The 23000-nt window shown below is 63.1% G+C and carries 19 protein-coding genes and 1 pseudogene; 9 read left to right on the top strand and 11 right to left on the bottom strand.

What is annotated here, in order from left to right; translation table 11 throughout:
* Nucleotides 1-18: 18 nt before the first annotated feature.
* Genes MTHMO_RS01590 through MTHMO_RS01575 form a run of 4 tightly spaced genes read right to left on the bottom strand, consistent with a single transcriptional unit; the run spans nt 19 to nt 4837 of the window.
* Nucleotides 19-1545 (bottom strand): IS1182 family transposase, encoded by a 1527-nt coding sequence (locus MTHMO_RS01590; RefSeq protein ID WP_202213231.1) that lies wholly within the window; start codon nt 1543-1545, stop codon nt 19-21.
* A gap of 48 nt (nt 1546-1593) precedes the next feature.
* Nucleotides 1594-3054, bottom strand: coding sequence for a lipid-A-disaccharide synthase (gene lpxB / locus MTHMO_RS01585; protein WP_202213230.1), 1461 nt, complete (start codon nt 3052-3054; stop codon nt 1594-1596).
* Nucleotides 3051-3980 (bottom strand): Gfo/Idh/MocA family protein, encoded by a 930-nt coding sequence (locus MTHMO_RS01580; RefSeq protein WP_202213229.1) that lies wholly within the window; start codon nt 3978-3980, stop codon nt 3051-3053. Before MTHMO_RS01580 ends, lpxB begins: the two co-directional genes overlap by 4 nt.
* Complete coding sequence (locus MTHMO_RS01575) at nt 3956-4837, bottom strand: LpxI family protein (protein ID WP_237394696.1); 882 nt, start codon at nt 4835-4837, stop codon at nt 3956-3958. Before MTHMO_RS01575 ends, MTHMO_RS01580 begins: the two co-directional genes overlap by 25 nt.
* A gap of 168 nt (nt 4838-5005) precedes the next feature.
* Between MTHMO_RS01575 and nusA the strand changes: the two genes are divergently transcribed.
* The 3 genes from nusA (at nt 5006) to rbfA (ending at nt 8670) form a co-directional block, all read left to right on the top strand.
* Nucleotides 5006-6259, top strand: coding sequence for a transcription termination factor NusA (gene nusA, locus MTHMO_RS01570; protein ID WP_202213228.1), 1254 nt, complete (start codon nt 5006-5008; stop codon nt 6257-6259).
* A 30-nt stretch (nt 6260-6289) separates the two neighbouring features.
* Nucleotides 6290-8203, top strand: a complete 1914-nt coding sequence (infB, locus tag MTHMO_RS01565; RefSeq protein WP_202213227.1) for a translation initiation factor IF-2 — start codon at nt 6290-6292, stop codon at nt 8201-8203.
* A 77-nt stretch (nt 8204-8280) separates the two neighbouring features.
* Complete coding sequence (gene rbfA, locus MTHMO_RS01560) at nt 8281-8670, top strand: 30S ribosome-binding factor RbfA (RefSeq protein WP_202213226.1); 390 nt, start codon at nt 8281-8283, stop codon at nt 8668-8670.
* A 455-nt stretch (nt 8671-9125) separates the two neighbouring features.
* Here rbfA and MTHMO_RS01555 read toward each other — a convergent pair whose 3' ends face one another.
* The 4 genes from MTHMO_RS01555 to coaE form a co-directional block, all read right to left on the bottom strand.
* Nucleotides 9126-10295 carry a serine protease gene (locus tag MTHMO_RS01555; RefSeq protein WP_202213225.1) on the bottom strand — a complete coding sequence of 390 codons (1170 nt, stop codon included), beginning with the start codon at nt 10293-10295 and terminating at the stop codon, nt 9126-9128.
* A 250-nt stretch (nt 10296-10545) separates the two neighbouring features.
* Entirely contained in the window at nt 10546-11559 is a 1014-nt protein-coding gene (gene galE, locus MTHMO_RS01550; protein WP_202213224.1) for a UDP-glucose 4-epimerase GalE, read from the bottom strand.
* Between the two features lie 21 nt (nt 11560-11580).
* Nucleotides 11581-13044, bottom strand: a complete 1464-nt coding sequence (gene rho, locus MTHMO_RS01545) for a transcription termination factor Rho (RefSeq protein ID WP_202213223.1) — start codon at nt 13042-13044, stop codon at nt 11581-11583.
* Nucleotides 13045-13151: 107 nt separating this feature from the next.
* Entirely contained in the window at nt 13152-13775 is a 624-nt protein-coding gene (gene coaE / locus MTHMO_RS01540) for a dephospho-CoA kinase (protein ID WP_237394695.1), read from the bottom strand.
* 165 nt (nt 13776-13940) lie between these two features.
* On the opposite strand from coaE, the gene hpnC reads away from it, so the two are divergent.
* Nucleotides 13941-14876 (top strand): squalene synthase HpnC, encoded by a 936-nt coding sequence (hpnC, locus tag MTHMO_RS01535; protein ID WP_202213222.1) that lies wholly within the window; start codon nt 13941-13943, stop codon nt 14874-14876.
* Here the strand turns inward: hpnC and MTHMO_RS01530 are convergent.
* Both MTHMO_RS01530 and MTHMO_RS01525 read right to left on the bottom strand, forming a co-directional pair.
* The gene (locus MTHMO_RS01530) at nt 14862-15635 is read right to left on the bottom strand and encodes a histidinol-phosphatase HisJ family protein (protein ID WP_237394694.1); all 774 of its coding nucleotides are present in this window, start codon (nt 15633-15635) and stop codon (nt 14862-14864) included. The two genes, hpnC and MTHMO_RS01530, sit on opposite strands and share 15 nt — an antisense overlap.
* Nucleotides 15636-15655: 20 nt before the next feature.
* Nucleotides 15656-16222, bottom strand: coding sequence for a DUF192 domain-containing protein (locus MTHMO_RS01525; RefSeq protein ID WP_202213220.1), 567 nt, complete (start codon nt 16220-16222; stop codon nt 15656-15658).
* 40 nt (nt 16223-16262) lie between these two features.
* On the opposite strand from MTHMO_RS01525, the gene MTHMO_RS01520 reads away from it, so the two are divergent.
* A complete protein-coding gene (locus tag MTHMO_RS01520) occupies nt 16263-16577 on the top strand; it encodes a hypothetical protein (RefSeq protein WP_202213219.1) in 315 nt (104 codons plus the stop codon).
* An 18-nt stretch (nt 16578-16595) separates the two neighbouring features.
* On the opposite strand, the gene MTHMO_RS01515 is transcribed toward MTHMO_RS01520, so the two are convergent.
* Nucleotides 16596-17210, bottom strand: coding sequence for a superoxide dismutase (locus MTHMO_RS01515; RefSeq protein ID WP_202213218.1), 615 nt, complete (start codon nt 17208-17210; stop codon nt 16596-16598).
* A 278-nt stretch (nt 17211-17488) separates the two neighbouring features.
* On the opposite strand from MTHMO_RS01515, the gene MTHMO_RS01510 reads away from it, so the two are divergent.
* The 4 genes and pseudogenes from MTHMO_RS01510 to nth form a co-directional block, all read left to right on the top strand.
* Entirely contained in the window at nt 17489-19837 is a 2349-nt protein-coding gene (locus MTHMO_RS01510) for a DNA translocase FtsK (RefSeq protein ID WP_202213217.1), read from the top strand.
* Nucleotides 19838-19851: 14 nt separating this feature from the next.
* Nucleotides 19852-20931, top strand: a complete 1080-nt coding sequence (locus MTHMO_RS01505; protein ID WP_202213216.1) for a helix-turn-helix domain-containing protein — start codon at nt 19852-19854, stop codon at nt 20929-20931.
* On the top strand, nt 20928-22316 hold the full coding sequence (gene rimO / locus MTHMO_RS01500; protein ID WP_202213215.1) for a 30S ribosomal protein S12 methylthiotransferase RimO: 1389 nt from the start codon (nt 20928-20930) through the stop codon (nt 22314-22316). The genes MTHMO_RS01505 and rimO overlap by 4 nt, the downstream gene beginning before the upstream one ends.
* Nucleotides 22300-22956, top strand: a pseudogene (gene nth, locus MTHMO_RS10775) (endonuclease III); the annotation flags it as partial. The gene rimO and the pseudogene nth, both read left to right, overlap by 17 nt.
* Nucleotides 22957-23000: the final 44 nt, after the last annotated feature.

Genomic DNA, 23000 nt, shown 5'->3' with positions numbered 1-23000 from the left:
CGCGACCGGCAGGGGCTTCTAGCAGCCTGTCGGCCTTAGTACGAGAGTTTGCCACGATGCGGCGACGGTCCGATGCGGCATGGGGAGCGATTGTCTCGGGAACCCTAAAAACCAAGACAATGCGACGACCGTTTTTCCGGCGGAGAGCGACCATAGGGATCCAATCGGAAGGGAACCGGGCTTGCGGGCTCCCCCAAGCTTCCAAAGTCGCTTGAAGTTGTACGCCAAGCAGACCAAGGACCATTCGCCCTGGACTTTGGCTTGCCCGCGGAGCCGAAACGCCCGGAAGCCCATTACCGATTTGATGATGCCGAAGACCGGTTCGACCGTCTGCTTGCGTCGAGCATAGAGGCGGCGGCCTTCCGGACTGGCGAGCTTCTCAACCATCTTGCGTCTCCACGGGGCGGTATATTCCACGGGCTTCTCCCGTCGACGATCGGTGGGCCGGAACTCGTATCGCCGGCGGCATTCCAGAGCTTCAGCCCTCATCGGACAGTAGACTTCGATTCCCTCCGCCTGCAGAGCCTCGACCTGTTCGCCATTGGCATACCCCGTGTCTACCAGCACCGCACGGACCCGACCGGCTTCCGTAGGAATGGCCCGCACGTCGGCTTCCAACTCGCCGGCATCGTTGGCGCACACACTCACCCGAGCCGAAAGCACCAAGGCACTCCCTTCCGCATCCACGGCCGCCTGCGCATTGTAGCTCTGTTCAAAGGCTTCGTTGCGACTCTTGCGCATCAGCCGACTCTCGGGATCGGTCAGCTTGCTTTGCTCCTCCGCCCCAAGCTTCTCCTCCGGAGGGTGGATATGCCGCCCTTTGGCACTCCCCTTGCGAGCTTCCCGTTCTTTTCCCTTCCGCTCGTAATCCGCACGCTCCCGCTCCGCTCGCTCCTTGGCCCGTTCCTCCAGTCGGCGTTGCGCTTCCTCTAGCTTTGCCTGGAGCCGCTCCCGCCGACCAATCTCCTCAGGTAGCTTGCCCGGATCCGCTTCCTCTCTCCGGTCCGCTTCCTCCGCCCTCTTCAAGAGATCTGCCACATCCGCCCGCAAAAGCTCCACCAGTTCTCCGGCCCGCTCGTAGGTCACATTCCGATGCTTGCTCGCCTTGGCCCGAATCTTCGTCCCGTCGACACTCACCACCCCGACCTTCAAAAGCTTCATCTCCCGGGCCAACTCCAAGACCTTCAAAAAGCAGTCCGCCACCGCAGCAAAGTTCTCCCGCCGAAACCGGCAGATCGTGTCGTGATCCGGATGGGTGTTCGCACAAAGATAACGCACCGCCACGTCCCGCCGCGTCGCTGCCTCAATCCTCCGACTCGAAAAGATTCCGTTGGCGTAGCAATAAATCAAAAGCGAGAGCATCATCGACGGCGGATACTGTGCGTCCCCAGTCCCGCGTACGTTCACCCGAAAGCCCCGCAGATCCATCCTCTCCACCGCCTCGATGACAAAATGCACCAAGTCGTCCTCCTCCACCCAATCTCGCAGGTCCTCGGGCAAAAGCATCGGCGTCATCCGATCCACCGTCACAAATCGCTCAGCCATGCCCTCTTTTACCATATTCCAGAAGGAAAAGGAAAGTCCGACAGGCTGCTAGCCGCCATTCCTCACAAATTCCGTAGCCGAGGCGCCGCAAATGGGCTTGGGTGCGAGGCCGGGCGCTGGTTTTCCACCGGAGCTGTATGAATCCACCGCAGCCGTATGAGAAGACTCACTGCGAGGATGGAAAACCAAGCCGGAGCGAAACAGACGAGCCCTTTCGGCAAGCCGCAGGAGAAAGCTTTTCGGAGATGGCCGCCCTCCCGAAGCAAGGCTGCCGACCCGAGAATCGTCGAGCGCCTCCGGGGTTCGCTTCCCCGGGAAACGCCCCACCGCCGATCCGTCCGCCTCGCGGGCCTGGCACGGCCGGTCGGCCAGCGCCAAGACGTGGGCCGCGGCCCGAGCGCTCGCCCCCGCCCGGGCGATCGGCTCAATCGCCGCTTGCATGGCTTGGACCATCGCCGCGCGTTCTTCCGGATGATCCAGAAGATGCAGGGCCGCCTCAGCGATCGCGCCGGAAGTCAGTTTTTCGCTGATGAGCTCCGGCACGACCGGCGCATCGGCCAAAAGGTTGACGATGCTCAAATAGCGGACCTGAACCACCCGCTTGGCCACGGCATAGGTGATGGGGTTGGCCTTGTAGACGAGAAGCTGGGGGGTTCCGACCGCCGCGCATTCGAGCGAGGCCGACCCGGAGCAGAGCAGCGCCAGGTCGCACCGGGCCAGGTGGGAGAGGGCGTAGCCGACCCGCAGGCGGATCGCCGGGCCCGGCCCGCGAGCCGCCCACTGCTGGCGGACGTACGCTTCGCGGCGGGCATCGGGCGTCACCAAAAGAAATTCCAAGTTGCCGCGCCGCCAGTCCATCTCCGCTGCCGTTTCCAGAAGGAGAGGAAGATGGCGCTCGATTTCACTTTCCCGGCTGCCGGGCAAAAGCCCGATCGTCATGGGCGCCCCCGGCTTCCGCTCCCGCCTCTGGTTGACCAGGAGGCGATCCCAGAGCGGGTGACCGACGCACGAGACGGTCAGCGGAATTCCCCGGTGCCGATACCACTCCTCTTCGAAGGGGAAGAGGACGAGAAGCTCATCGACGGTCTTCGACAAAAGCTCGGCCCGTCCGGGCTTCCAAGCCCAAACCTGGGGACTGACGTAATAGATCAGCTTGATGCTCGGCAATCGGCGACGAACGGCCGCAGCCAGACGCAGGTTGAACCCGGGATAGTCGATCAGCACCACCACGTCGGGGCGAGCCGCTTCGATTTCCCGCAGCAGGCGATGAAAGAGCTTCCGCAGCCCGCGATAATGACGGAGCACCTCCACGAGGCCGACGACAGCGTGCTCCGTGAGGTCGACGGTCTGCCGCTGGCCCGCGGCCGCCATCTTCGGGCCGCCGACGCCGCGGCATACGATCTCGGGGTCCTGCCGCCGGAGGGCCTCGATCAAAAGCGCGCCGAGGGTATCGCCGCTCGGCTCTCCGGCGACCAGATAGATCTTTCTCCTGCGATGCGATCGCCTCATGTCCTCACCATACCCCGGCTGATGCGATCGGAAATCTGCATAGCCAAGTCCAGAGCCGCAACCCCCTTTCCCCCATCCACGACCGGCGTCATCTGCGAGCGGACGCATTCAAGGAATGAACGGAGCTGAAGCCGAAGGGGTTCATCCTTCTCGACCGGAATCGGCTGCCGCTCGATCCGCCCGTCTCTTTTCCGGTAGATTTCGCCGCACTGCTCGCCGTAATTGAGGGAGAGGTACGCGTCTTCCTGAAAGATCCGAATCTTCCGCATCTTTTCCGGGCTGATGCGGCTGCAGGTCAGATTGGCAACGGCTCCGCCCCCGAACCGGATGCGGGCGTTGGCAATGTCCTCGGTGGCGCTCAGGACCGCCACCCCGACCGCATCGATCGAGACAACCGGCCCGGGAACCAGATGGAGCACGATTTCCAGATCGTGGATCATCAAATCGAAGACGACGCCGATCTCGGTGTTTCTCCCCGGATAGGGACAGAGGCGGTGCGCTTCGATGAACCGCGGCGCGCGCAAAAGCGGCTCCATCGCCCGGAAAGCGGGATTGAACCGTTCCACATGGCCCACTTGCAAGAGCAGGCCCTTCTCGCCGGCCATCCGGACAAGCTCCCGCGCGTGCTCCACCCGATCCGCAATCGGCTTCTCCACAAGCACGTGGCACCCGGACTCCAGGCAGGCGGCGGCAACCGAAAAATGGGTCCCGGTGGGAGTGGCGATCGTCACCGCTTGGCATCTGGCCGCAAGAGCCTCCAGGGAATCAAACGCCTCGGTGCGATAACGTTCCGCCACTTCCCGGCATCGCTGCGCATCAATATCGAAAACCCCGGCAAGCCTGGCCTGGGGGAGATCCGCGCAAATGCGGGCGTGGTGACGTCCGATATGGCCAACCCCGACTACACCGATCTCGATAGGCTGCATCCCGCCTTTTCTCCCTCCTCCCGCATTCCGTAAAGAGAAATTCCCAGTTCTCCGGCAAGATCGACGACCTTCTCTTTCTCCAGGATCAACGTCTTGCCCGCCTCGCAGACAATCAGCTCCACTCCGGATCTTCGCGCCATTTCGATCGTCCGCCGCCCGATCACGGGCACGTCGAATCGAAAGTCCTGGCCCGGCTTGCTGACCTTGATCAAAACGGCTTTGCCGTGACCCAATCCGCCCCCGCGCTCCAAGGTCTTGTCTGTCCCCTCGAACGCCTCCACAGCCAAAACCGTACCTTGCTTCACGACCAGGGATTGCCCGATGTCCAGCCGGGCGATCTCCTTGGCCATCCGAAACCCGAACGCCGCATCCTCCCACTGTCGCGGCCGCAGAGGCGGTCCGCCGAAGTGGCCCACCGGAGCCAGCTGATCCTCCAAGTAGGTGGTGGCGGGCAAAAGAAGGACCCCGACCCTGCGCAACTCATCGGCGATCGCGCCGAAGATCGTCGCCGCGTTGCGCACCTTTAGGCGGGCCAGAAGCAAAAGCGCCTTCAGATCCGGGCGCAAATCAAAGAGGTGGGAAGGGGCGATCGCTCCCGCCATCACGGCGCGGGCGACCCCGCAGCCGCGGAAGAAGCGGAGGAGGCTCCCCAGCTGACCGACACGGAGCCACTCGACACGACGGCTCAGCTTCTCGATCTCGGGATCGGTCTCCCCGATGAAAGCGACGGTGCTGAGCTCCTCGACTCCGGCTCGGCGCGCGGCTTGCGCCATCAAGATCGGGTAGACGCCACGGCCGGCGATCAACCCCAAACGGTCGTTCCGGCCCCCCTCGTGGCCGCCCTTTTGACTTTCCACGCGCTTTTCTCATCCCCGCCGCTCCGGAGCCGGCGGGAGCAATTCAAACCTTGACCGTTGGATGAACCGTTCGTAAGTTTTAGAGCAAGGCGATTCTCCAGCAAAGAAAAGGTGGAAACTTGCAGGGTTTCCACTTTTTTTTCTTTGAAAGTATCGCCGGAGACCGTCATGAATCAAGAAGTCTTGGCCATCATCGAGTACATGGCAAGAGAGAAGGGCATTCGCCGAGAAGCCTTTCTGGAAGCCATGCAGTCGGCGCTTCTCGCCGCCGCCCGTAAGAGCATCGGGCCGGCGCGCGACCTGCGGGTGGAGATCCATCCGAAGACCGGAAACATCACGGCACGAGCGAATCTGGAGGTGGTGGAGAAGGTCGACGATCCGCGGGGTCAGGTATCGTTGAAGCGAGCTAGGGAGATCGATCCGGGGGCGCAGCTGGGGCAGATCATCGACGTCGAGGTGACGCCCAAGGATTTCGGGCGGATCGCCGCGCAGGTTTTCAAGCAAACGATCAACCAGGCTCTCCGCTCGATCGAGCGGGAGATGGTGCTCGCGGAGTTTAAGGATCGTGTGGATCACATCGTCATGGGCACCGTCCGGCGTTTCGACCGATCCGATGTCATTCTCGACCTCGGCCGCTACGAAGGGGTGATGCCAGCGCGGGAGCGTGTCCCGGGCGAGGAATACATGGTCGGCGACCGGATCCGCGCCTACGTGCTCGCGGTGGACAACACCTCCCATGGTCCGCAGGTGGTTCTCTCCCGGAGCCATCCTAACTTCGTCCGGAAGCTCCTGGAGTTGGAAGTGAGCGAGGTGGCCGACCATACGGTGGAGATTAAGGCCATGGCTAGGGAGCCCGGCTTCCGGACCAAAATCGCCGTGCGGAGCACCAATCCCAAGATCGATCCCGTTGGAGCCTGCGTGGGGGTGCGGGGGGCCCGCGTCAAGAACATCGTGCGCGAGCTCCATGTCGAAAAGATCGATCTGTTCCGCTGGTCGCCGGACGTGGCCGAGCTGGCCGTCGAAGCGCTCAAACCCGCCCGTATCAAGAGCGTGGAGCTGGACGAGGCGGCCAAGCGGGTCAAGGCCGTCGTGGACGAGGAGAACTATTCGATCGCGCTGGGCCGAAAAGGGAAGAACGCGTGGCTGGCCAGCAAGATCACCGGATGGGAGATCGACATCCTCCGGGAGCAGTCGGCGGAGGAAAACTTCGCCCAAAAGCTGGCCCGGGCCACCGAGGAGATGGCAAACGCGCTCTCGATCGATCCCTCGACGGCCGAGCAGATCGTGCGGGCGGGCTTCTTGAGTCCGGCCGCCGTAGCCGAAAGCGAAGAGGCCGATCTGGCTTCGGTGCTGCCCGAATTGGACCCGGCAGCCCTGAAGAAGTTGCGCGAAAACGCGCGCCAATGCGCCAAAGCCTCGTAAGCGTTAAAGGAAAGGAATCCCGAATTTTTCATGCCGAAAACCAAGCAGACCATCCCGCCTCCGGAGCGAAGAGAGGACCGCACCCACCCTGCCGGGCAAACGGTTGCCGATCGCCAACCCCGGCCGGCTCCTCCCGCACCGACGCCGGGAAGCGAATCCGCCGGGGCCGCCCGGAAGACGATTTCCCTGCGAGGGCCGATCACGGTCAAGGAATTGGCGGGGCTTTTGGAGATCAAGCCCTTCCAATTGATCCATCATCTGATGGAGATGAACATCTTTCCTACCTTGACCCAACTTCTGGATGAGGATATCGCCCGGAAAGTTTCGAACCGCATGGGCTTCGAAGTCCAGACGGAGCGCAAGGAGCGGCATGGGCCGCCGTCGGCACCCAAGGTCGTCGAAGAACCGCCTCCCGCTTTGGTGGCGAAGCCGGATCTCCAGCCTCGCCCGCCTGTCGTCGCCTTTCTGGGCCACGTCGACCACGGGAAAACCACCCTGCTCGACGCCATCCGACATACCCGGGTGGCGGCGGGGGAAGCCGGCGGGATCACCCAACATATCGGAGCCTACACGATCAACCGCGGGGGCAAGTCGATCACCTTTATCGACACCCCCGGCCATGAAGCGTTCACCGCCATGAGGGCGCGCGGCGCTTCGATCACCGACCTGGTCGTGCTCGTTGTCGCCGCCGACGACGGCGTCATGCCGCAGACGATCGAAGCCATCGATCATGCCCGAGCGGCGAAAGTTCCGATCCTTGTCGCCATCAGCAAGATCGACGTTCCGGGAGCCAATCCGCTCCGGGTGAAGACACAGCTCCAGGAGCGAGGATTGGTCCCGGAGGAGTTCGGCGGCGATACCATCTTCTGCGAAGTCTCCGCCTTGAAAGGGAAAGGGATTGATCATCTTCTGGACATGATCCTTCTCCAGGCGGAGGTTCTCGAGCTGCGCGCCGCCTTTCACGGTCCGGCGACCGGGCGGGTCATCGAAGCGCAAATGGAGACCGGTCGGGGACCGACGGCGACGGTTCTGGTCCAACAAGGAATTCTGCACGCGGGAGACATTGCGGTATGCGGACCTTATTGGGGGCGGGTCCGCGCGCTCATCAACGATCTGGGCAAGACGGTTAAGGAGGCGACACCGTCCACGCCCGTCAAGGTCTTGGGCTTGAGCGGATTGCCGACGCCGGGAGAAGAGCTGGTGGTGGAGAGCGATGAGCGCAAGGCGAGGCAGATCGCCGAGGAACGGTTGGCGGCCCTGAAGCGTCCGCGTCGGGACGAAGGCCCGAAAATCACGCTGGAGAACCTCTACGAGGCGATCGCGGAAGGACAGCGCAAGACCTTGCACCTGGTGCTCAAGGCGGACACCCAGGGATCGATCGAAGCCCTGATCGGCCAACTCGAGAAGATTCCGAGCAAGAAGGTAGAGCTGGCGATCATCCACGCGGCGGCCGGGCCGGTCACGGAATCGGACATTCTGCTGGCGAAGGCATCGGGAGGGATCGTGATCGGCTTCCATGTCAAGACCGACAGCTCCGCCGCCGCCGCCGCCAAGCGGGAGGGCGTGCAGATCAAGCTTTTCAGCATCATCTATGAGCTGGTCGACCAGGTCCGTGAGGCCATGGCAGGGCTACTCGAGCCGGAGCTGCGCGAGACAGTGCTTGGGACGGCATTGGTCAAAAAGGTATTCCAGCTCCATAAATTCTCGGTTGCCGGAGTCTTGGTGCAAACCGGCAGGATGATCCGCAAAGGCCAGGCGCGGGTGCTGCGCGGCAAGCAGCCGATCTACGACGGGAGCATCCAAACCCTCAAGCGCTTTCAAGACGAGGTGGCGGAGGTGCGTGCCGGACTCGAATGCGGTCTGCGGCTGGGCAACTTCGATGACTACGAGCCGAACGACATCATCCAGTGCTATCAACTGGAGCGGGTGCCACAAAGCCTTTGAGCGTCGCTCTCGATCGGTTCGGGCCGAGCGGGCCGCCGGTGCCGCACCGTCGCGCGGAATACTTCGGAGTCGCCATCATGGGTACGCATCGAACCATCCGGGTATCGGAAGTGATCCGAAAGGAGCTTTCCGAATGCTTTCGCAGGGAAGTTTCGCTCGAAGGGTTGCTGCTGACAATCTCTGCGGTAGAAACCACCCCCGATTTGAAGGAAGCTTTCGTCTTCATCAGCGCCTGGGAATCTCCCATGCCGAGCGAAGAGCTGCTCTTTCTCCTCCAGCGTCATCGGAGGGAATGGCAGCATCGCCTGGGAAAGAAGCTCCAGTCGAAGTTCACCCCGCACCTGACGTTCCACATCGATGATTCCCTGGAGCGTGGCGACCGCATCCTGCGCATCCTTCAGGAAATCGAGAGCGAGCAGGGAAACGGAGGGCCGCCGGCGGAACAATCCGCATCCTCCATGGGTTGAGCCCAACTCCCTCCCGCGACGAGAACCCATCCCGCAATTTTCAGGACATACGTAGGTCGATTTCCGTCGGCGTCGACCTCCCAATCCCGAAAGAGGCGGTGGGCCAGCATCTCCGGTCGCCGATGGACAACACGCTTCGGGCGGCGTCTCGGCTACGAAATTTGTGAGAAATGGCCGTTAACCAACCGATCTTCCGATCGGCTTCCCGCAAGAGGATTGCACCCCCATCGCTGGAGATCCGACCCGCGGCAAATCCCCACTTCCTCCCCCGGTCACGAAAAATGGCCGCTAAAGGCAAACGTCTCTTGGCTACACTCTGTCAGGGATGGCCGTTTCTTTTCTCTGGTGGAAGTACCGTCTTGACAACACGCATGCCAGCAGAAGGCGGCCTTTCCTAAGCCGTTTTGCCGGATGTTTTGCCTTCCGCTATGCCCGCTATCGGTGAGACATGCAGGCTAATGCGAGGGTTCGGACTCGACCGGAGGCTGGAGGATGTAGCGTACCTTTTGCCAGAGACCGGCTAGACCGGTCTGCTCTCTGGCTGCCACCGCCGTCTGGATCCGCGCGAAGATCGCTCCCTCGAGCCTCCGGCCGGCGGCTTCCTGGACGGCAGCGAGCTCGGGCTTCCCGAGCCGGCGGTAGACAGCGGCAAGACGAAGGTGAGCGAGAAAATCGTTCGGTCTCTCTTTGATCGCGGCGCAGAGAGACGAAGCGGCTTCCCCGACCCTTCCGCTTTCCAGCAGCGCCTCGGCCAATCCCTGATGGAGCAAAGGGCTGCGCCCCCGCTTGCGGAGTGCCGCTTGGAAATAGCGGCATGCCGGCTCGCTCTCTCCGGATTGCAGCGCTCTCCACCCTCTGGCGGCCGAACCGATCGCTCCATCCGCGCCTCCGGATCGCCGAGACCAGACGGCGAACGGGAGATCGATGACGCGGCTCTCTTCCATAAGGACATGCGGGCAAAGGGCGCCGGCGAGCCTGCTCGATCCCTCCTGGGAACGAAACGTCGTCACACCCACGACCTGTCCGCGCTCGTCGACGATTGGACCTCCGCTATTCCCCGAAAAGGTCGGAGCGTCTACCTCGAAGGAACGGGTCCCATAATAGGGTTTCTGCCGATAGCCGACCACCTTCCCCCATGCCGAGGCGAGGCCTACTCCCAGAGGATACCCTTCGATACGGATCGGTTCGCCCGGAACGGGGGGTTCCTTCCTTAGCTCCAGGCATGGCGGCCGAATTCCGGAGGGAAGCGCGATTTGCACCATGACCAAGTCCCCCGCCTCCGCCAGAACCCGATCGACGCGGAAAGGTTCGCATCCGGGTCCCAGCGCGGCGGAAAAGAGCGCTCGAGAGAGCAGATGCCGATTGGTGATCAGTTGCCCCTGGCGATTGACGAAAAAGCCGGTTCCGGTAACCCGGACGATGCCGCCGGCGACGGATTGATAGGTAACTATCCGGACAATCGCCGCGTTCGCGGGGTCGTCACGATCCAGGTGTATTCCGCCGGCCCGACCGCTGACGGGAACTGCCGCCAGGAAAAGCAGAGCGGCCGCACGCACCCCGCCTCGCCTTTTCCCAGCGACCCGGTGCGGCAACCGATCCGGACAAGCCGTCTTCGCCGCAGGCATCGAATACGAATCCGCAGAAGATCCCGGCTGCTTTCCCGGAGGGGCGAAGCTCCCCACCCGAGACGCACCGCCATCCGCCCGGCCGCCCTCTTTCCCTGCTCGGCGATTACCGCCCATTTTTTTTGGATCTACTGCCCGATTGCCTTCCCCACAAGGGAAAAGAGCGCATCCGCAGCCCGATGCCTTCACCGCGGTCTTTCCAATCCTGCACCCTCTGCGCACTAGAGGCAGCCCTGCCGGGGCGCATGCCTCATGATCGGCCGCTGGCTTCGTTTGCGCCCGCCGCTTCCCCGGCATCCGGATATCCGTCGGGATGCGCCTGATGCCAACGCCAAGCGCTCTCGATGATTTCGGAAAGCCGCGAGTGCTCCGGTTTCCAGGAGAGCTCCCGGCAGATCCTCTGAACGTTCGCCACCAGCCGCGGCGGGTCGCCCGGACGCGGGGGACGGACCTCGAAGGGAATCGCCATGCCGGTGATCTTGCACGCAAGATCGATGACCTGCCGGACCGAATATCCTTCCCCGGTCCCTACGTTATAGAGGCCGGGCTGCTCACGCCGCAGGACGGCCAAGTGGGCGGACGCCAGGTCGCGCACATGCACGTAATCCCGGATCGCGGTGCCATCCGGTGTGGCAAATTCATCCCCATAGATTTCCACCACATTCCGCTTTCCCAACGCAACCTGCAACACATTGGGAATCAAGTGAGTTTCTTCCTTGTGGTCTTCTCCGTATCGCTCGGAGGCCCCGGCGGCGTTGAAGTAGCGCAAAACGAGCGGAATGATCCCGTGGATCTCCGAGTACCAGCGCAAGATTTTTTCGAAGAAGAGCTTGGATTCGCCGTAGGGATTGATCGGCTTGGTCTCTCCCCGCTCGTCGATGGGAATCTTGAGCGGAAGGCCGTAGACGGCGCACGAGGAAGAGAAGACGATCTTCCGCACCCCGGTGGCCACCATGGCATCGAGCAGGTGAATTCCGTGGAAGGCATTGTTGCGGAAGTAGGTCGATGGATCCCGCATCGACTCGGCGACCAAAGCGTTGGCCGCAAAATGGATCACCGCATCGGGCCTCTCCGCCCGGAACAGGGCGAAAAGCCCTTCCCGGTCGAACAAATCAAGCCGATAGAAGGCGGCGCGATCGTCCACCGCCGCCCGATGTCCTTCGGAAAGATTGTCGACGACCACCGTGGCGATGCCCGCATCCAGGAGAAACTCGACGCAGACGCTTCCCACGTACCCCGCCCCTCCGGTGACCAAGATCTTCACGGCAAGCGAGGGAGGCGGAGCCTACTCCTTGAGGTTCATCGAGAGAAGAAACTCGACGTTGCTCTTGGTCTTTCGGAGCCGTTCGAGCAGCAGCTCCATGGCTTCCACGGGAGGCACGGAGGAAAGCGCGCGGCGCAGGACATGTATCCGTGCGATCTCGTCGGGATGGTAGAGCAGCTCTTCTTTCCGTGTGCCCGACTTCGAGATGTTGATCGCGGGATAGATTCGCTTGTCGACCAGCGCCCGGTCGAGATGGATCTCCATGTTGCCGGTTCCCTTGAACTCTTCGAAGATGACGTCGTCCATCTTCGACCCGGTATCGATCAGAGCCGTGGCCAGGATCGTCACGCTCCCGCCTTCTTCCAGGTTCCGCGCCGCCGCAAAAAAGCGCCGCGGCTTCTGAAGGGCGTTCGCGTCAACGCCGCCGGTCAGGATCTTCCCGCTATGCGGCTGCAGAGTGTTGTAGGCGCGCGCAAGCCGGGTCAGCGAATCGAGCAGGATGACCACATCCACCTTGGTTTCCGCCAAGCGCTTCGCCCGCTCAATGACCATCTCGGCCACCTGGACATGCCTTTCCGGGGTCTCATCAAAGGTCGAACTGATAACCTCGCCGCGAACGGAGCGCTCCATATCGGTGACCTCTTCGGGACGCTCGTCGACGAGCAGCACGATCAGGTGGGCCTGCGGGTGATTTTCACTGATTGCGTTGGCGATCTTCTGCATCAGGACCGTTTTCCCGGTTCTGGGCGGAGCCACGATCAGCCCGCGCTGACCGAACCCGATCGGCGTGACCAGGTCGATCACGCGCAGGGAAGGGTCTTTGGACTTGCCTTCGAGGAAGATGCGGCGGTTCGGGAAGAGGGGGGTCAGATTATCGAAGAAGATGCGATTGCGAACCTTCTCCGGCTCTTCCCCTTCGACCAGATCGACCTGGAGGAGGGAGAAATACCGCTCCTTTTCCTTCGGATGGCGGATGGGACCCGAGACCAGGTTCCCTTTCTTGAGGCCGTTGCGCCGAATGAGGGCGGGCGAAACGTAGACGTCCTCCGGGCAAGGGAAATAGTTGTAGGCGGGGGATCGCAGGAAGCCGTAGCCCTCGGGGAGTACCTCCAGAACCCCTTCGCCGAAAATCGGGCCGTTGCGCTGCGCATGGCGCCGCAACGTTTCGAAGATCAACTCGTGCTTCCGCAGCAACCCGGGATTTTCGATCTGATACTCGGCAGCTTTCTGCTGGAGTTCGGCAAAGGAGAGGCGCTGGAGCTCTCCCAGGCTGAGCGGCTGGCCGGTCGTCGGAGGACGCGCGTCCCCATCTTCCTCCTTGCGATTCTGCTGTTCTCCGCCGCGACGTTCGGAGGGCCGGACAGGATGCCCGCTCCGAGGCGGTCGGTGCTCTTCGGAAGGCGCGCCCCCGTCCCACTGACCAGCTCCCGCCCATGCGCTCTTGGAAGATTCGCCTTTCTCCCGATCGATTTCATCTGCATTCATTCTTTTCCTACCGAGGTTTTCCTCTCTGTTGCCGAAGCCGCCTCTTCGCCCGTCTGGCTTGGGATTCCGCGAGGAGCTCCCTCGTCCACGACACAAGGGACGATGCCTCAAGGCGAGGAGGAGACGAGGACAAAACGGGAAATCTGCTGCTCAAGAAGTTCCAACGAACCGTCGTTCCAGAGGAGCACGTCGCTACGTGCCGCCTTTTTCTCGATCGGCCACTGACTTTTGATCCGTGCCTCCGCCTCCTCCCTTTCCAACCCGCGTGTCAGAAGCCGCCGCAGCTGCGTCGCATAGGAGCAACCTATGCAGAGAATCGTCTCGAACTCTCCTTCCAGGCCTGCTTCATGCAAGAGGGGAACCGAAACGACGATTTTTCCGTTTGGATTCCGAGCCCTTAAATCGGCCACTTCCTTACGCCACTTTTCGATAATGGCTGGGTGAGTGAGCCTGTTTAGTGTTTCCCGCAGCTGAGGATCACGAAAAACTATCGACCCGAGCTTTTTCCGGTCGATAGCCTTTTCTTCATTTAAGATCCGCTCCCCGAAGACGTCAACCAGTTTCTGCCATGTTTCCCCTCCCGGGGCCATCAGCTCATGCGCAATCTCGTCCGAATCGACTACGAACCAGCCCCAGCGCCGGAGCCTCTCGGAAGTCGTCGACTTGCCGGCCGCGATTCCGCCGGTCAGCCCGATACACGAGGATACCGGCATAGCCGAAGGCACGCTCATTCCGCTCCCGCAGCGCATGCGCGCGGGCGACATCTCCCGCCTCCAAAGGCGGGCTCTCCCGCTTGCCGACTCGTCATTTCCCCGGTCATCGATTTACGCCCGCTCATGGGTTAGCCGCGTCCATTTCTTGTTGACAAGCTCTCCCTTTCGGCAAAGAAGGGGCGGGTGACTCCCGAAACAGCCTACGCCGCCTGCCGGCGCATTGCGCGACATTACGAAAACTTCCCGGTCGGCCTCCTCGTCCACCCGGCCTTGCAACCGCATATCCACGCGGTCTACGCCTTCGCGCGGCTCGCCGACGACATCGCCGACGAGGGATACGGCCCTTCCGGCCGCCCGGCCCATCCGGAACAGACGCCTTCGGAACGCCGGAAAGCCCTGCGCCGTTTCGAAGCCGCTCTCCACGATCCGGCCAGCGCGCCCGAGGACCCGGTCTTCGTGGCCCTCCACCGGACTATCCGCCAGTTCGACCTTCCGATCCGACTTTTTCTCGACCTGCTGAGCGCTTTCACCCAGGACACCGAGAAGCGGCGTTATGCCTCCTTCGCCGAGCTGCTCGACTACTGCCGTCGCAGCGCCAATCCGATCGGCCGGCTCGTCCTTCTCCTGCACGGCCAGAAGGAAGAGAAACAGCTCGCAGCTTCGGACGCGATTTGCACGGCCTTGCAGATCACCAACTTTTGGCAGGACATCTCGGTCGACCTGCTCAAGGACCGTATCTATCTCCCGCAGGACGAGATGAAGCGCTTCGGGGTCACCGAAGAGAGCCTCTTCGCCGGGTGCGCCGGCCCCGAATTCCGCGAGCTGCTCGCCATGGAGGTGCGGAGGGCCTTCCGGCTTTTCGAGCGAGGCTACGGCCTGATCGAAACCCTTCCTTGCCCTCTCCGCTGGGAGATCGAGCTCACGTGGCATTCCGGCCGTCGCATCCTCGAAAAGATCGTCGACCTCGACTTCGATACTCTCCACCATCGCCCCACCCTGGACGCCCTCGATGCACCGACCCTGCTGGCGAAGACGATCTTCCGCATCCGGGACGGCCTGACTCCGCCGGCGGAGCCGGCGGCTCCCGCAAGCCGGCCGTCGGCCTCACGAGGCGCGTAGCCCCGGCGCGGCCAGCGGAACAAGCGTCCGCCGATGCCCTTCGAAAAGGGCCACTTCGCGAATGTCCAGCCTTTCGAGCAGCCCGGAAAGCCGCTCATACTCTTCCCCGATCTGAAAGGCGGAATGGGCGTCGGAAGCCAAGGTGAAGGGAATGCCCAGCTCCTTGGCCCGCCGTATGATAGCTTCATCGGGATAGGCTTCGCCGACGGGCTTTCTCCATCCTGCCGTGCTGATCTCCAGCGCCAAGTCCTTTTCTCGCGCGAGCACCAAGATTTCCTCGAAGTAGTCGAGGAAGCCCGCCTTCGGCCGGAATCCGAAGATCTTGATCAAGTCCAGATGGGCCAAGCAATCGATCCAACCGCGCTGCACGAGCCTCCGCAAGGCTTCGGCATACTCCCGATAAATCTCCTCGATCGGCCGGCGGGTGAAGCCGGCATCCTCTCCGGCACGGTCAAACGGCCAATCCCCGAGGAAATGGACCGAGCCCAGCACGAAGTCGAGCTTTTCCCAATTCCGCTGAACCCACCCGAGCCCCGCTTCGCTGCTCCGGGGATCGTTATCGAGCTCGATCCCCAGTCGAATCGCCAAGTCCCCGTTTTCCTCGCGCCACCGCCGAAAGACCTCGAAGTCGACCCCTTCGTGGTACCGGTCGTGATCGGTAAGGACAAAGTCCCGGATTCCCCGTTCCCGGGCGGCTTTCGCCCATGGGTCGAGCAGCGCGCGATCATAGGGCTGCGGACGGTGGCCCTGCGGATGCATATGATAGTCACTAAACAGGTTCACGGATCTTGTCCCCCGCCGACGATCTGCTCCCAACTCACTCCTTCCGGCCGGACCGGCTGGCCCACCCGCACACCGTGACGGGAAAACCAGTCGCGATTGACTTCGAGCGCAAAGCGTACCCGCGCGCTCCGGCTTGAGACGATGCGGGTGTCGAGCGGCTGAAGGTCATGGATTTCGAGAATCTCCCCTCTTCGATCGAGAAAAGCCACGGAAAGCGGAATGGTCGTGTTCGCCATCCAAAAGGAAGCCACCCCCTCGCGCGGAAGCAGGAAGAGCATTCCCGCATCTTCGCCCAGGCTCCGGCGGAACATGAGCCCGCGGGAAAGCTCCTCGTGCGTGCGCGCCACCTCCACGGTCAGGCGACCCGTGCCGACGGATAGCCGCAGGGCCGCAGGCCCGGCCTCCGAGGCGATCGAGCGGGGAAGCAGCGCCATCGGGCCAAGCTGCATGATGACGAGGAGAAAGGCAACTCTTCGGCGAAGGACCTCCTTGCCCCACGCCAAGCCCGGCGTAAGAATAGCCGGATGGCCGCCGCGCTCCGTTCGATCCTCCGGAAGTCTCACAGCCGGTCCTCCACCGCTTTCCGCCACCGCCTTTCTCCCCATGCCGGGTCCTCCCTCTCCTAAGCAGATTTGCCTCCTCCTGACGGTCGATCGGAGGAGCGAGCGGTTCGCCTCGTTTCTCCAGGCGTTAGAAGAACGAAGGAAGCAAGGGGACCTCGTCTACCTCTATTGCCTCGACGAGGGGATCCGGGAGATCGACTCTTTTATTCCCCAAGCCGGACCGCAACTGCGGCTCTTCGGCTGCGCCTATGCCGCCATGCGCCGCTCCCTGCCCCGGAACCCAGAGGTCCTTTACGGGGGACTCGGCCTGCTGGCGGATCTGATCTCCGGCACCGACGAGCTCCTGGCATTCTAAGCTCACGGCCGCAGGCGGCTATGCTTCCTTGGCTTCGAAGCGCCGCTCGATTTCCGGCCAGTTCACTACGTTCCAGAAGGCCTTGAGCCAATCCCCGCGCCGGAACTGGTACTTCAAGTAGTAGGCGTGCTCCCAGACGTCGCAGCCGAGCACGGGGTAGCTGCCCTCCATGAGTGGATTATCTTGATTGGCCGTGGAGGTGATCTCCAGACCCCCGGAAGGAACGCGCACGAGCCAGACCCAGCCGCTCCCGAATCGGGCCAAGCCCGCAGCCTCGAACTTTGCCTGAAATTCGGCAAAGCTGCCGAAGGTCGCCTTCAGCTGCTCGAGGAGCTTCCCGGAAGGCTCTCCCCCGGCGCGCGGCGCCATCATCTTCCAGAACATCGAGTGGTTGACATGGCCCCCGCCGTTGTTGCGCACGGCGGTGCGGATATTTTCCGGAACGGCGCTCAAGTTCCGGATCAGCTCTTCCGGGCTCTTCGCCGCCAGATCCGGATGGTCGGCCAGGGCTTTGTTGAGGTTGTTCACGTAGGCCTTGTGGTGGCCGTTGTAGTGGCAATCCATCGTCATGGTGCTGACGTAGGGCTCCAAGGCATCGAAAGAATAGGGAAGCTGAGGGACTTCGTACGCCATATATAAGAACTCCTCCTGTCGTTTTCCAACCGTTCGCCGCTTTCCGGCGAACCGCTATCCGGGATTGCCGCGCTTTTCCGGTCGCCGCCATCCCGAAGCCGCGGCAGTCAAGCTTTCACCAGAACGCATGGGAGTCAAGTGCCAAGGGATCCGAAACTACAAGGAATTTCTCCCGGACGCCTCGGAATCTCCTCGAGGTCGTCCGTCGGGGTGCCGGCCCTCGCGGCGCAAGCAAAGAAACATTTGCGCCCTATGCTCCGGGCACATTAAAGTGCGCCGTGAAGCTCTGGGAGAGAGCGAAGAGCCGCCTTCTGACGGAAGTCGGTAGCGTCTTCTGTTTCGGACTGGCCCTCATCCTGCTCTTGAGTCTTGTCTCCTACCAGCCCCGCGATATCGCCTTCAATCAGTGGCCGAGCCAGCCCGAAGTGGGTAACGCGATCGGGCCGATGGGGGCCTACACGGCCTTCGCCCTTTACTCCCTCTTCGGCCTTGGAGCCTATCTGATCCCCTTCCTGCTCTTGACCGCCGGGATGGCGTTCAGCCTGCAAGTCCGGGTGGCTTGGAGCCGAAAGCTCCTGTGGACCGCTCTCTTCTTAATCGCGGCCTCCGCATTCTTCAACGTGCAGCCCTATTTCGGCAGCGGGTTCCGATCCTGGGTGAACATCGGCAGCACGGGGGGGTTCGTCGGCGAGCTGCTCGACCGCCCTCTGCTCACCCCGGCGCTCGGGAAGACGGGGAGCCAGATCTTCCTCGGGATCGCCTGCCTGCTTTTGCTCATCATCCTCTATGAGACCGAACCGATCCGCAGCCTGCTCCGGCTCGCGCGGTGGGCGAAGGAGCGCTGGGCCGGCTACCAAGAAAAACGCCTGCGACGGGAAGGGGTTCTCGGTCGCATCGAGATCGCCCGGAGGAAGCTCGCGGAGGAAGAGCGGCTCCTCGCCCAGGAGCTCTCCCAGAAGGTGTCCACCAAGAAGGAGAACCGCTCTGAGAACCGCAGGGAGGCGGCCCCGCCCGAGATCGTCGACACAGCCGACCGCGCCCGGTTGCACACCCCCCCTCCGGCCGCTCTGGAGCCTGGCCTCCGCCCAGTGTCCGACTTTCTTCGGCCGGCGGCGCCGCCGGCCGGGGGCTCGGCCGGTTACTGCCCTCCTCCTCTACGCCTGCTGCGGGAAAGTCCCGCTCCCCGCAAGGGCGGCCCCGGCGACAACGACCTTCGCACAACCGGGGAGCTTCTCGTCAAAACTCTTGGCAGCTTCGGCATCGAGTCGACTCTCGGCACCATCACGAAGGGACCGACCGTGATCCGGTTCGAGCTCTATCCTGCGGAAGGCGTACGGGTCGACCGGATCCTGAGCCTCCAAAGGGACATCGCCCGGGCCACCCGCGCGGAGAAGATCAACATCCTGGCGCCGATTCCGGGGAAGGACAGCGTCGGGGTCGAAATTCCGAATCCGAACAAGTCGGCCGTGGTGCTCCGCGACATCCTCGGGCTGCCGGAGTTCCAGCAGAGCCGGGCGCGGCTGCCGATCGCCCTCGGCAAGGACGTCTACGGCCAACCGTTGATCGCCGACCTCGCCGAAATGCCGCACCTACTGATCGCGGGAGCCACGGGCTCGGGCAAGTCGGTCTGCATCAACTCTCTTCTGCTCTCGCTGCTGTTTCGCTTCGGCCCGGAAGAGCTGCGCCTCATCCTCGTCGATCCGAAGCAGGTCGAGCTGCAAATCTATAACGGGATCCCGCACCTGATCGTTCCGGTGGTCGTCGACCCCAAGAAAGTGATCACCGCCCTTAAGTGGGTGATCCTCGAAATGGAGAAGCGCTACAAGCTGCTGGCGTCGGCCGGCGTACGCAACATTGCCGCCTACAACGCCCAAGCTCGGAAAGCCCTCTCCGCTCGGCGGCCGCCGCCCGCGGCTTCCCCGCCTCCCCTCGGCACAGAAGCGGCCGAAGAGGAGACCCCGCGCCCGCTCCCCGCCATCGTGGTGATTGTCGATGAGCTGGCCGACTTGATGCAGACCGCCTCCGCGGACGTCGAGGTGGCGATTGCACGGCTTTCCGCAAAGGCCCGGGCGGCCGGGATTCACCTGATCGTCGCCACGCAGACGCCGCGGAGAGAAGTCGTGACGGGGGTGATCAAGGCCAACATCCCCTGCCGGATCGCCTTCCAGGTCAGCAGTTCGCTTGACTCGCGCGTCATTCTTGACGAAAATGGAGCGGAGAATCTGCTGGGCAAAGGAGACTTCCTATACTTGCCCCCGGGCGTCGGGCAAATGGTCCGAGGGCAGGGAGCCTATGTCTCGGAAGAGGAGGTGGCCGAGGTTGTGGACTACGTTCGCGCCCAAGGTGGGGCGACGATCGAGAACGAGCTCCACGAGCAGCTTGCCGGGGATCCTGCCGGCGGCGACCTGTCGGCCGCCGATCGCGAACTGGTTCAGAAGTGCTTGGAAATCATCTGGCAGGAAAGACGTGCCAGCACCTCCCTTCTGCAACGACGCCTGCGCCTTGGCTACAATCGTGCAGCTTGGGTAATGGATCTGCTGCACCAGCGAGGGTTGGTAGGGCCGGAAAACGGGGCAAAGCCCAGGGAAATTCTTGCCGATCTTGACGGCCCGGTTCCGGTCGCGTAAAGGCGCGTTCCGTCATGGCAACCGACAACATCCAGCAGCTTCCGCCGGGGAAAAGCATCGGCCGGCAATTACGGGAGGCGCGCACGGCCCTGGGGTGGAGCATCCAAACGGCTTCCAAAGCCACCAAGATCCTGCCCGAACAGCTTGTGGCTCTAGAGCAGGACGACTACCGGAGCTTCGCCGCTCCGGCCTATGTGCGGAATTTTCTCCGCACGTATTCCCGAGTGCTCCACCTGAACGAGAAGGCGTTGCTCGAGCAGCTCGATCAAGCCTTCTTGCCGATGCGCCGAGGCCCTTTTCCGGCGCAGAAGCCGCTCCTCCTGATGGGTCGGGGGGATGCGCCTCCCAAGCGGGGGAGGACCACATCCCAGATGGTGGCTTTCCTCGTCGCCGCCGGGCTTTTCGCCCTCATGTGCGCGGTCGGCGCCTATCGCGTCTACCAGGTCGCCTCGTACCGGCGGCCCTTACCCTCCGAATCCAAGGATATCACGGGCTTGGAACTCTCTCCGGAAGCGGGCTCGTCCCGGAAGCCGGAGGGAGCGGTAATCCGCAAGCGGCCGCCGCTCCCTCCCCCGCCTCTGGAAGAGATGGAGGTTCGCCGGGCGCTGCCCGTGCAGTCGCCAGCCGCGACCCCTTCGGTTGCGGAGCCGCCGATCCGGGTAGCCCGGGCCATTCCCGTCCATCCCGACGAAGCATCGGCCCCGCCTCCGGAACAAGGGCGCCCGTCGGCCGTCGAGTCGGGGGAGGAGACGGATGCGAACAACGATAATGATGAGCCGAGCACCGTGGATGCGGGCGCCCCGGCCGCTTCTCGGGAAGCGGATCTCCCGCCTCCGACGAAAGCGTACCACCTGGTGCTGCAGGCCCGAAAGGAATCCTGGATCCACGTGAACGTCATCGAAGACGGCCACCGCCGGCAGCTTTTCGCGGGTGTCCTGCATACGGGGGAACGGAAGGAGTTTGTCGGGCCCAAGTTCCAAATTAAGGTGGCTAACAGCTCCGTCGTCGATATCGTGCTGGATGGCCAGACGGTCTCGATGGCTTCCAATGCTTCCCCGGCGCAGGAATTAACCCTTCCGACTCCGACTCCATGACCTCCCCGTCCCTCGTGGGGAAGACCGTCGGAATAATTCCGCTCGGTTGCGCGAAGAACCTGATCGATGCCGAGATCATGCTCGGGCGGCTGGCGGAGGCGGGGGCGGCGATCTCCTTGGATCCCGCTTCCTCGGATATCCTCATCATCAACACTTGCGGCTTCATCGACCCGGCCAAGGAGGAGGCGATCCGCACGGTTCTCGCCGCGCATCAGGAACGCGAGACTTCGGGGAAAGGGGAACGGCAGAAGATCGTCGTGACCGGATGTCTTTCCCAGCGCTACCGCAACGACCTCCCCTCGCTCCTCCCGGAAGTAGACCTCTTCCTCGGCCTCGACGAGGTCGACAAGATCGCCGAGCATCTTTCCGATCTTCTCCTTCCGATCGGAGGCGCGCGTCGCGACGCGATTTCTCCCGACTCCCGCTTTCTTCCGGACTTCTCCTCGCCTCGCTTTCCTCTCACGCCCGCCCACTTGGCCTATGTCAAGATCGCCGAAGGGTGCAACCATCCCTGCACCTTCTGCATCATCCCCCGGATCCGCGGCCGCTTCCGTAGCCGCACCATCGCCTCGATCGTGCCGGAAGTGCGGGCGCTCATTGCCCGCGGCGTGCGGGAGGTGATCCTGGTTTCCCAGGATTCGACCTATTTCGGCAGGGACCGGTCCCCTCGCACCCCATTAGGTTCCTCCGCCAGCGGGGAGACGCTCGCGGATCTTCTTCGCACCCTGGAAGAGATTCCGGGAGACTTTTGGATCCGCGTCCTCTACACCCACCCCGCGCACTGGACCGAGCGGCTCATGGAAACCTTCGCCGAGGCCCGCAAGCTCGTGCGCTACATCGACGTCCCCTTCCAGCACATCGCCGATCCGGTTCTCGAAAGGATGCAACGGGGCACCTCCGAGACCCAGCTCCGGGAGCTTCTCGCCGCCTTTCGACAAAGAATCCCCGGGGTCGCCATACGGACGACGTTCCTGGTCGGCTTCCCCGGGGAGAGCGAAGAAGATTTTCAGAAGCTCCTCCGTTTCGTCGAGGAAGCCCGCTTCGACCGCCTCGGCGTCTTTTCCTACTCTCAGGAGGAGGGAACCCGTTCCGCGCGACAGAAGGTGCAGGTTCCGGAGACGGTGAAGAAGCGGCGATGGGAAGAGCTCATGGCGAAGCAAAAAGAGATCGCCCGCCGCCGGGCTCTTGATCAGGTCGGGCAGCGCATCCGCGTGCTCGTCGATTCTCCCGGCATCGCCCGTTCCGCCGCCGACGCCCCGGAAGTCGACGGAAGGGTCTATGTCTCCCCGAAGCTCTCCCCGGGAACCTTCGCCGATGTGGTCGTGCGGGGGGCCTCGGATTACGACTTGATCGCCAGGGAGGCAGCGCATGCCGAGCGCCGGTGAAGGAGCCGCGGCGCCACCTCGCGGGCGGTCCAAGTCGGCCGACGACTCCGCACCGAGGGCGCGCCGAGCGGAAAACAGGAGAATCGCCGCAATCTGTCGGCGCCTAGCCGCGACCTATCCCGAGAGCCGGCCGGCTCTCCAGTACCGGAATCCTCTGGAGCTGCTGATCGCCACGATCCTCTCCGCACAGTGCACGGACCGGCAAGTGAATCGGGTGACCGCCGAGCTCTTCCCGCGCTATCCGGATGCCGCCAGCTATGCCACCGCTCCGTTGGAAGAGCTCGAGCAGGCGCTGCGCCGGCTCGGTTTTTTTCGCACCAAGGCGCGCCATATCCGTGCCGCCGCTCGGCTCCTCGTGGAGCGCCATGGAGGACGCGTGCCGGCGACAATGGAAGAGCTGACCGCCCTGCCGGGCGTCGGCCGCAAGACCGCCAACGTCGTGCTCGGCAACGGATTCGGCCTGCCGCTCGGCATTGTCGTCGACACCCATGTGGCACGTGTTTCCTACCGGCTCGGCCTGACCCGGGAGAAGCTCCCGGAGAGGATCGAAGCCGACCTAAAGGAACGGGTGCCCCGCAAAGAGTGGATCGCCTTCGCCAACCGCCTGATCTTTCACGGTCGCGCGCGCTGCCGGGCCCGCAAGCCGGATTGCCTCCACTGCGAGCTGCTCTCGCTCTGCCCGCG

The organism is Methylacidimicrobium sp. AP8, assembly GCF_903064525.1.
Classification (GTDB): domain Bacteria; phylum Verrucomicrobiota; class Verrucomicrobiia; order Methylacidiphilales; family Methylacidiphilaceae; genus Methylacidimicrobium.
The sequence above is the reverse complement of the archived record's forward strand: the minus strand, read 5'-3'. Positions and strand labels throughout refer to the sequence as shown.